Source organism: Stenotrophomonas sp. FR024, from assembly GCF_047500745.2.
Classification (GTDB): domain Bacteria; phylum Pseudomonadota; class Gammaproteobacteria; order Xanthomonadales; family Xanthomonadaceae; genus Stenotrophomonas; species Stenotrophomonas maltophilia_A.
In genome coordinates this window covers 1-9,575 of record NZ_JAXAXM020000036.1, presented here as the reverse complement: position 1 = coordinate 9,575, position 9,575 = coordinate 1, and the positions used below count along the sequence as shown (strand labels likewise).

The 9,575-nt window shown below is 68.1% G+C and carries 9 protein-coding genes; 5 read left to right on the top strand and 4 right to left on the bottom strand.

Annotated features, from left to right (window positions below):
* Window positions 1-69: 69 nt before the first annotated feature.
* From otsB to otsA, 3 genes are read left to right on the top strand one after another with little or no spacing between them, the layout of a single operon-like run.
* The gene (gene otsB, locus ACMZ91_RS21405; protein ID WP_088026910.1) at window positions 70-828 is read left to right on the top strand and encodes a trehalose-phosphatase; all 759 of its coding nucleotides are present in this window, start codon (window positions 70-72) and stop codon (window positions 826-828) included.
* A gap of 39 nt (window positions 829-867) precedes the next feature.
* Complete coding sequence (locus tag ACMZ91_RS21400; protein WP_049398205.1) at window positions 868-2,649, top strand: glycoside hydrolase family 15 protein; 1,782 nt, start codon at window positions 868-870, stop codon at window positions 2,647-2,649.
* Window positions 2,646-4,010: an alpha,alpha-trehalose-phosphate synthase (UDP-forming) gene (otsA, locus tag ACMZ91_RS21395; RefSeq protein ID WP_149908716.1), complete on the top strand. Its 1,365-nt coding sequence runs from the start codon at window positions 2,646-2,648 to the stop codon at window positions 4,008-4,010. The genes ACMZ91_RS21400 and otsA overlap by 4 nt, the downstream gene beginning before the upstream one ends.
* Window positions 4,011-4,083: 73 nt before the next feature.
* Here the strand turns inward: otsA and ACMZ91_RS21390 are convergent, their stop codons facing one another.
* Genes ACMZ91_RS21390 through rluD form a run of 4 tightly spaced genes read right to left on the bottom strand, consistent with a single transcriptional unit; the run spans window position 4,084 to window position 6,782 of the window.
* Window positions 4,084-4,521, bottom strand: coding sequence for a thiol-disulfide oxidoreductase DCC family protein (locus tag ACMZ91_RS21390; protein ID WP_414578470.1), 438 nt, complete (start codon window positions 4,519-4,521; stop codon window positions 4,084-4,086).
* Window positions 4,496-5,002 carry a DUF4166 domain-containing protein gene (locus ACMZ91_RS21385; RefSeq protein ID WP_277778950.1) on the bottom strand — a complete coding sequence of 169 codons (507 nt, stop codon included), beginning with the start codon at window positions 5,000-5,002 and terminating at the stop codon, window positions 4,496-4,498. Before ACMZ91_RS21385 ends, ACMZ91_RS21390 begins: the two co-directional genes overlap by 26 nt.
* A gap of 20 nt (window positions 5,003-5,022) precedes the next feature.
* Window positions 5,023-5,793 carry a peptidoglycan editing factor PgeF gene (pgeF, locus tag ACMZ91_RS21380; protein ID WP_149908719.1) on the bottom strand — a complete coding sequence of 257 codons (771 nt, stop codon included), beginning with the start codon at window positions 5,791-5,793 and terminating at the stop codon, window positions 5,023-5,025.
* Window positions 5,793-6,782 carry a 23S rRNA pseudouridine(1911/1915/1917) synthase RluD gene (gene rluD, locus ACMZ91_RS21375; protein ID WP_149908720.1) on the bottom strand — a complete coding sequence of 330 codons (990 nt, stop codon included), beginning with the start codon at window positions 6,780-6,782 and terminating at the stop codon, window positions 5,793-5,795. Before rluD ends, pgeF begins: the two co-directional genes overlap by 1 nt.
* Before the next feature lie 113 nt (window positions 6,783-6,895).
* Between rluD and ACMZ91_RS21370 the strand changes: the two genes are divergently transcribed.
* Window positions 6,896-7,783, top strand: a complete 888-nt coding sequence (locus ACMZ91_RS21370; RefSeq protein WP_029379759.1) for an outer membrane protein assembly factor BamD — start codon at window positions 6,896-6,898, stop codon at window positions 7,781-7,783.
* 190 nt (window positions 7,784-7,973) lie between these two features.
* Window positions 7,974-9,176, top strand: a complete 1,203-nt coding sequence (locus tag ACMZ91_RS21365; protein WP_414578472.1) for a lipase family protein — start codon at window positions 7,974-7,976, stop codon at window positions 9,174-9,176.
* The last annotated feature ends 399 nt before the right edge of the window (window positions 9,177-9,575 follow it).

Below are 9,575 nucleotides of genomic sequence, written 5' to 3'. Positions count from 1 at the left end.
GCCGGCACTACCCAATCCGTAGCCTGCCCTCGACCCCACGTACACGCCCACGCTGGCAAGCTGGGCGTCATGGCTGAACCGCTCCCCCTGCGTCCGCCACCGCCATTGCTGGACGACGCCTGCGCGTTGTTCCTCGATGTCGACGGCACCCTGATCGAATTCGCTGCACGCCCGGATGCCGTGCAGTTGCTGCCGGATGTGCGTGAAGCCATCGGCCGCATCAGCGACCGCCTGGAAGGTGCCGTGGCACTGGTCAGTGGTCGCCCACTTGAACAGCTGGATCAACTGTTCGCGCCGTTGAAGCTGCCCGCCGCCGGCCTGCATGGCCACGAACTGCGTGGCGAGGATGGTCGTGTGCTGCGCGACGAACACGACGACGACACCGCCGAGTGGCTGCACGCGCTGCACCAGCAGGCGATGCGCTTTGCCCATGGGCATCCCGGCGTGCTGGTGGAAGACAAGGGCGTCGGCCTGGCCCTGCACTGGCGCGGCGCGCCGCATGCCGGCAGCGACGTCCGCGCCTTCGCCGACCGCCACGTGCGTGGCCGTGCCAGCTACCGCCTGCAGCCTGGCGACCATGTGGTCGAGTTCGTGCCTGTCGGCACCGACAAGGGCCGTGCCGTGCGCCGGATGATGCAGTACCTGCCCTTCCGCGGCCGCCTGCCGGTGTTCCTCGGTGATGACCTCACCGACGAATTCGGCTTCGATGCCGCCAACGGCCAGCATGGCTGGAGCGTACTGGTAGGCGAACGGGAACCCAGCAAAGCCGTGTTCGCGCTGCCCGACATACGCAGCGTGCACGCCTGGCTGCGTGAGAATGCCTATTGACCCGGCCACCCCACGGCCGCAACCGAGATGTACCGCGTGATGACCCAACCCGATCTTGATCTGGGCGTGGTCGGCAACGGCAGCTTCGGCGCCCTGGTCGACAAACGTGCCCGCGTTGTCTGGAGCTGCCTGCCCACCTTCGACGGCGACCCCACCTTCTGTGCCCTGCTCGGCCCCAACCAGCAGACGGGTGGCGACTTCGCCATCGAGCTGGAGGACTTCGCGAGCAGCGAGCAGGAATACCTGACCAACACCGCGATCCTGCGTACCGTGCTGCGCGACGCGCACGGTGGTGAACTGGAAATCCTTGATTTCGCCCCGCGCTGGCGCCAGAACGACCGTTTCTACCGGCCGGTCAGCCTGATCCGGCAGGTACGACCACTGGCCGGCAGCCCACGCATCACCGTGCACGCACGGCCACTGGCCGACTGGGGCGCACGCGTGCCCGAGTCCACCTGGGGCAGCAATCACGTGCGCTGGATCCTGCCCGAACACGTGCTGCGGCTGACCACCGACGTGCCGGTGCGCTTCATCCGCGATGGCCTGCCGTTCGTGCTCAACCATCCCATCCACCTGATCCTGGGCGTGGATGAATCGCTCAACCGCTCGATCAGTGGCTATGTGCAGGAAGCCTTCCAGCGCACCCGCGACTACTGGCGCGAATGGGTGCGCTACCTGTCCATTCCACTGGAATGGCAGGACGCGGTGATCCGCAGTGCGATCACCCTGAAGCTGTGCCAGTACGAGGACAGCGGCGCGATCATCGCGGCGATGACCACCTCCATTCCGGAAGCGCCCGGCAGCGTGCGCAACTGGGACTACCGTTACTGCTGGCTGCGTGATGCCGCGTTCGTGGTGCGCGCACTGAACCGCCTCGGCGCAACGCGCACGATGGAACAGTTCCTCGGCTATATCTTCAACCTGGCCACCACCGACGGCACGTTGCAGCCGCTGTATGGCATCGGCTTCGAGGCCAAGCTGGACGAGGACGAAGTACCCAGCCTGTCCGGCTACCGTGGCATGGGCCCGGTGCGGCGCGGCAACCTGGCCTGGGTGCAGCGCCAGCACGATGTCTACGGCAGCGTGGTGCTGGCGTCCACCCAGTTGTTCTTCGACCGCCGCCTGCAGGACCCGGGCGATGCGCACACCTTCGCCCGCCTGGAACCCTTGGGTGAACAGGCGTTCGCCCTGCACGACGTACCCGATGCCGGCCTGTGGGAATTCCGCGGCCGCACCGAAGTGCACACCTACACCAGCGCGATGTGCTGGGCCGCCTGCGACCGCCTGTGCAAGATCGCCGTACGCCTGAAGCGCGATGATCGTGCCCACTACTGGCGCGAGCGTGCCGACACCATCCATGCGCGCATCATGGCCGAGTCCTGGAGCGAGGAGCTGGGCCACTTCACCGATACCTTTGGTGGCCATCGGCTGGATGCCTCGTTGCTGCTGCTGGCCGACATCGGCTTCATCGACGCGATGGATGCGCGCTTCATCGCCACCGTCGACGCCATCGGCCGCGACCTCAAGCATGGCAACTCGCTGTACCGCTATGTCGCGCCGGATGACTTCGGCGAACCGGAAACCAGCTTCACCATCTGCACCTTCTGGTACATCGATGCGCTGGCGGCGATCGGGCGCATGGATGAAGCACGCGGGATGTTCGAGCTGCTGCTGAAGCAGCGCAACCACCTGGGCCTGCTGTCGGAGGATCTGGCCTTCGACAGCGGCGAGGCCTGGGGCAATTTCCCGCAGACCTATTCGCACGTCGGCCTGATCACCGCCGCAATGCGCCTGTCGCGGTCCTGGCAGGAGGCATCGTGAGTCGTCTGGTCGTGGTCTCAAACCGTGTGGCCGTGCCCGGCGAGAACCGCGCCGGCGGCCTGGCTGTCGGCCTGCTGGCCGCGCTGAAGGAACGTGGCGGCATGTGGTTCGGCTGGAGCGGCAAGAGTGTGCGCGACGGCAGCGGCACGCTGCACACACAGAAGGACGGTGACATCGAATTCGTCACCCTCGACCTGAGCAAGCGCGAGGTGGATGGCTACTACAACGGTTTCGCCAATCGCACCCTCTGGCCGTTGCTGCACTTCCGCCTGGATCTGGTCGACTACGACCGGGGCACCCGCGAGACCTACCATAAGGTCAACGCGCTGTTCGCCGACAAGCTCGCGCCGCTGCTGCGCGAGGACGACATCGTCTGGATCCACGACTACCACCTGATCCCGCTTGGTGCCCTGCTGCGCGAGCGTGGCATCGGCTGCCGCATCGGCTTCTTCCTGCACATCCCGATGCCGTCGGCCGACCTGCTGCAGGCCATGCCCGACCACCTTCGGTTGTTCTCCGCGCTGTATGCCTACGACCTGGTCGGCTTCCAGACCCAGCGCGACGCCGATCGCTTCCAGACCTACCTGCGCCTGTTCGGCGGCGGCCGCGTGCTCGAAAACGGCGAGCTGGAAGCACCGGGCGGGCGCCGCTTCCGTGCGGCGGCGTTCCCGATCGGCATCGACACCGAGCTGATCGCACGCCAGGCCGGCACCGCTGCCACCAAGGCCGCCGTAAAGAATCTGCGCGCCAGCCTGCGCGACCGCCAGCTGGCCATCGGCGTGGATCGCCTGGACTATTCCAAGGGCCTGCCCGAGCGCTTCCTCGGCTTCGAGCGCTACCTGGAGCGGCATCCGGACCAGCACGGCTCGCTGACCTACCTGCAGATCGCCCCGGTCTCGCGCGGCGATGTCACCGAGTACCGGCAGCTGCGCGGCCAGCTGGAACAGATCGCCGGGCACATCAATGGCGGCCACGCCGCTCCCGACTGGACACCGCTGCGCTACGTCAACCAGAACTTCACCCATGCCACGCTGACCGGCTTCTACCGTGCGGCGGCAGTGGGCCTGGTCACGCCGCTGCGCGATGGCATGAACCTGGTGGCCAAGGAGTACGTGGCCTCGCAGGACCCGGAAGATCCCGGCGTGCTGGTGCTGTCGCTGCTGGCCGGCGCCGCCGACGAACTCAAGCAGGCGCTGCTGGTGAACCCGCATGATCTGGACGGCGTGGCCGACGCCATCGCCACCGCGGCAACGATGTCGCTGCGCAGGCGCAAGGAACGCTGGCACGCGATGATGGAGCACCTGCACACCTACGACATCAACCACTGGCGCCGCAGCTATCTGGACGCGCTGGAAGGCTGAGGGAAAAAAGGGGACGGAGGGGATTAAGTCGTTTGTGCACAAACGACTTAATCCCCTCCGTCCCCTTTTTTCTTCAATCCAGGAACCGCGCGGCCTGCTCCGGTGCGGGCAGGTAACAGGCGTCATGCCGCCCGAACCAGCAGTAGCGGTTGCGGGCCAGCGCGCGGTACGCCGCGTCGCGCCAACTGCGCGGCAGCACGCGCAATGCACCGGTCAGGCGCCAGGCGCCGCCCAGCCCCGCCAGCACGCGCAGGATCGCATCGGTATCGGTCCAGGCGCCCTGTTCGTCCAGCAGCAGGAACGACATCGGGTCCTGCGGGTCCAGCCCATGCGCGCGTAACATCGCACTGCCCTGCGCGCCCTGCATCGCCGCAAAGCGGTAGCGGCCCTTGCGGTCGAAACGCAGCAGGAAGCGCACCCAGCGGTTGCACAGCGCGCACACGCCATCGAACACGATCACCGCGCTGCCGGCCTCGGCGGCGGAATCACTGCGGTTCGAGCCAGCCTTCATAGCGGATCAGGGCTCCGGCCCAGGGCAAGGTCACATCGACCAGGAAAGTGTAACGCGCACCCTGCCAGGCTTCGCGGCAACGCACACCACCAAACCAGCGCCTCGGCAGCGGCAGCAGCCCGAACGCCCAGACCCGCCGCACCGACCAGTCGATGCCACCGTCGCGGGCCTGCAGATCAAATTCGAAGCGCACCGCGCCCAGCTGCTCGCGCAGGTATCCCTCGTGTACCCACAGCCGCGACACCATCGGCCAGCGACCGAATCGTCGTGCCCATTGCTCGCCCTGCCCGTGTGCACTGAACGCCACTTCGGTGGGCAGCGCGTCGCCGTCCTTCGGCAACTGCGCCAACGCGGCCAGCAGCGGCACCAGCCAGTGTCGCCCTCTCACGATGCGCGCCTGCCCCACGTAGCGGCAAGGCAACGGTGCGGCATGCAGCGCCTGCACCGGCGCGGCCAGGGTGGCGAAGGCCGGCCCCAGCACGTGCGCGAACAGCGGCGGGGTCAGGACGCGATCCAGGCCAGGGTCGCCATGCGCCCGGTGCGACGGTCGCGCCGGTGCGAATACAGGTCCGGATCGGCCATCGTCGACACCGTGCCGCCATAGACCTGCGCCGGATCCATCCCCGCCGCCTGCAACCGCTGCCGCGCCAGCGCGAACAGGTCCACCTTCCAGTGCCCCTGGCGTGTCGCCACAAACGCCGCCTCGGCCGCCGGGTCGTGCCCGACGAAGGCGTGGAAGACCTCTTCGCCGATCTCGTAGTCGGCCGGCCCGGCCGCCGGGCCCAGCCACGCGCGAAGCTGCGCGGGCGGGGTCTGCATGGCGGCCACGGTGGCCTCCAGCATGCCGTCGGCCAGCCCGCGCCATCCAGCGTGAGCGGCGCCCACCTCGCTACCGTCGGCAGCGGCGAACACCACCGGCAGGCAGTCGGCGGTCAGGATCGCCAGCACCACGCCGGGCACCGAGGTCACCGCAGCGTCGGCCACCGGTTCGCTTGCGCCAGGCACCGGCGGCGTTGTGAAGCGCAGCACCGTGCTGCTGTGCACCTGGCGCAGCCAGTGCGGTGCCGAGGGCAGCGCCAGCCCCTGCTGCAGCAGCTGCCGGTTGTGCTCCACGTTGGCAGGGGTATCACCATCGGCCGCGTGCCGGTTGCCCAGGTTGAACTGCGCGAACGGCGCCGGCGAAATGCCCGCACCGTGCCGACGCGTGGTCAGCGCATGGACGCCCGGAGGCGCTGGCCAGTCCGCCTGCAGCAAAGGCAACGCGGCGGCCATCACCAGCGGTCCCGCTCGCGTGCGGCGAAGGCTTCGCTGTCTTCGCGCAGCACCTTCATCAGGTGCAGCATGTCGTCCGGCACCGGCGCGGTGTTGCGCACCGGCTCACCGGTGATCGGGTGCGTGAACTCCAGGGTCTCGGCGTGCAGGGCCTGGCGCTTGAAGCCGCGCAGCGCGGCTACCAGCTCATCGCTGGCGCCCTTGGGCAGCTTCAGCGCACCGCCGTACAGCGGGTCACCGATGATCGGATGGCGCACATGCGCCATGTGCACGCGGATCTGATGGGTACGGCCGGTTTCCAGGCGGCACTCCAGCGCGGTGTGCGCACGGAAGCGCTCGCGCAGGCGGTAATGGGTGATCGCTTCCTTGCCGTCCTCGCGCACGGCCATCTTCAGGCGGTCGCGTGGGTGGCGGTCGATCGGGGCATCGGCGGTACCGCCGGCCACCAGCGCGCCCATCACGATGGCCAGGTACTGGCGGTGCACGTCGCGTGCGGCCAGCTGCTCGACCAGCGCGGTCTGCGCTTCCAGGGTCTTGGCCACCACCATCACGCCGCTGGTGTCCTTGTCCAGGCGGTGCACGATGCCGGCGCGCGGCAGCACCGCCACCGAGGGGTCGCGGAACAGCAAGGCGTTGACCAGGGTGCCGCTGTGGTTGCCCGCACCCGGGTGCACCACCAGGCCGACCGGCTTGTTGATCACCAGCAGGTGCTCGTCCTCGAACAGCACGTCCAGCGGGATGTTCTCCGGCTGGGCGTCGGTCTGGGTCTCGAGCACCACATTGAGGGTCACGAGCTCGCCGCCGCGCAGCGGATCGCGCGGGCGCACCTGGGCGCCGTCCAGCAGCACCTCACCGGCCTTGATCCACTCGGTCAGGCGCGAACGCGAGTATTCGGGGAACAGTTCGGCCACCACGGCGTCGAAACGACGGCCGGCAGCGGTGTCGGGGACGATGGCCTGGCGGGCCGATTCAGAGGGTTGTTCAGACATGGCAGGGGGCATTCTTTGAAATTTTGGGGTCCCGGCGGCCGGTTTCAGTCGCTGGACAGGACACTAGGCTATCATCGACCCTTCGTATTCCAGCCGCGTCCCGCCTCGACCCCATGATCCGACGCTCCGCCATGCTCTCCGCGCCCGTCCGCCTCACCGCCCTGCTGCTGGTGCTGGTCATCGCCGCCACCGGCTGCCACCGTGGTGCCAAGAAGGGCGATCGCCCCGATGAAGGGACGCCGGTCGAACAGTTGTACGAGAAGAGCCACAAGCTGATGCAGGGTGGCAACTGGAGCGGCGCCGAAGCCAGCTTCCGCCGCCTGGTGGCCCAGTATCCGTACGGTCCGTACACCGAGCAGGCGATGATCGAGACCGCCTACGCCCAGTACAAGGCCGGCAAGCACGATGACGCGGTGTCCAGCATCGACCGCTTCATCCGTACCTACCCGACCCATCGCAACATCGCGTACCTGTACTACCTGCGCGGCCTGGCCAACTCCAACCGCAGTACGGTTTTCCTGCGCCGCGTATGGTCTCTGGATGCCAGCCGCCGCGACCTGTCCACGCCGCACCAGGCGTATTCGGACTTCAACATCGTGGTGGACCGCTACCCGAACAGCCGCTACGCCGCCGATGCGCGCCAGCGCATGCTGGAGCTGCGTGACGTGTTCGCCCAGCATGAGCTGGACAACGCCCTGTACTACATGCGCCGCGGCGCCTGGGTCTCGGCCGCCGGCCGCGCCAACTACCTGCTGGAAACCTACCCGCAGAGCGCCTTCCAGTACGACGCCGTGGCTGTGCTGGCCGATTCCTACACCCACCTGGGCAACAAGACCCTGGCCGACGATGCCCGCCGCGTCCTGCAGCTGAACCAGCCGGACCACCCGTGGCTGGAAGGCAAGTGGCCGAAGTACCCGTGGATGATCCGCAAGCTGAACCCGTTCGCCGGCGAGAAATCCGCCAGCACCGGCCAGCGCAACGCGCGACTGGAAAAGAAGTAAGAGAGGGCCCCGAAAGGGGCCTTTTCTTTATCGGTAGATCCACGCCATGCGTGGATGGTTCGTACGCCCATGGACCACGACACTAGGAATTCTACGAATTCCCGGCGGATGCGACGCCGGTCGCATCCCGCTCCGGCGACGCCCTCCACACTGCGGCGCAACGGCCATCCCGGCCGTGAAGGAGCGCCCCATGACCCTACCGCCCCGCCGTTTCCGCCCCCTCGCCTGCCTCCTTGCCACCGCCCTGCTGGCGCTGTCCTCGGGCCCCCTCGCTGCCGCACCGGGTGCACCGGGCGATCTGATGTCTGCTGCCCCCTATCGCGCGTCATGGGTGCCGTCCAAGGCTGCGCAGGCCTACAAGCTCCACTACCGCACCCCGGATCTTCGCGGCCAGCTGGCCGAAGGCACCGGCCTGCTGTACCTGCCCGCCGGCGCGGCTCCACCGGGCGGCTGGCCGGTGGTGTCCTGGGCACATGGCACCCAGGGCATCGCAGATCGCTGCGCGCCCTCGGTGTCCGGCCCCTACCAACCCGAACGCGACGGGCGCTTCCTCGATCAGTTCCTGGCCCAGGGCTATGCGGTGATCGCCGCGGACTACCAGGGGCTCGGCAGCCCAGGCGAGCATGCCTATCTGCACGTCCGCACGGCCGCGCGCAATGCCATCGACCTGGTCAAGGCCAGCCGCCAGTATCTGGGCAACGCAACGCTGTCGCCGCGCTGGGTATCGGTTGGTCATTCACAGGGTGGCGCTGCAGCCCTCACAGCCGGGCATCTGGCGCCCACCTATGGAGGCCCTTCCCTGCACTACCGCGGCAGCTTCACCACCGGCACGCCCACCGCCGTCGAGCTGACCGCGCTGGTGATGAAGCCGGACAACCGCACCGCCAATCCTGGCGCGCTCAACGCGTATCACGCGTATCTGCTCGACGGTCTGTTGCAGGTCGCGCCACAGATCGACCGCGTCCTCAGCGACACCGGTCGCGCCCGCGTGGCAGTGGCACGCGAGCAGTGCCTGGGCGAACTGGCCACCACGCTGGACGGTGCGGATACCGGCAGCATGTTCACTGCACCGCTGACCAGCGTGCCGGGCATCTGGGCGGTGCTGTACGACTATCTCGGCGTACCGCGCCGCGGCTTCAGCCAACCGCTGATGCTGGGCCACGGCAGCGAGGACCGCGATGCGCCCTATCTGACCACCCTGCTGTATGCCGCAGGCCTGGCCCTGCGAGGCGAGCCGGTCGCGTTCCGGCGTTACCCGGTCGACCACCGCGGCACGCTGGATGCGGCAGCGGCGGATGGCCTGGCGTTTGTGCGGGGACGGCTGGGGGACGGACGCTTCAACGACGCTGCGGAAACTGCCAGCCTCGAACAGCTGCTTGAGGACGCCCAGTAGATCCACGTCATGCGTGGATACGCGGTATGCGGGTTGCCGGCCAGCGGCCGGACATACCCACAGCCTATTATACACGCCATGCGTGGATACGCGGTGTACGGGTTGCCGACCAGCGGCCGGCACTACCGAACGGAGTAGAGCCACGCCATGCGTGGATACGCGGTATACGGGTTGCCGGCCAGCGGCCGGCACTACCGAACGCAGTAGATCCACGCCATGCGTGGATACGCGGTATGCGGGTTGCCGGCCAGCGGCCGGCACTACCGAACGCAGTAGAGCCACGCCATGCGTGGATGCGCGGTATGCGGGGTTGCCGGCCAGCGGCCGGCACTACCGAACGCAGTAGATCCACGCCATGCGTGGATACGCGGTATACGGGGTTGCCGGCCAGCGGCCGGC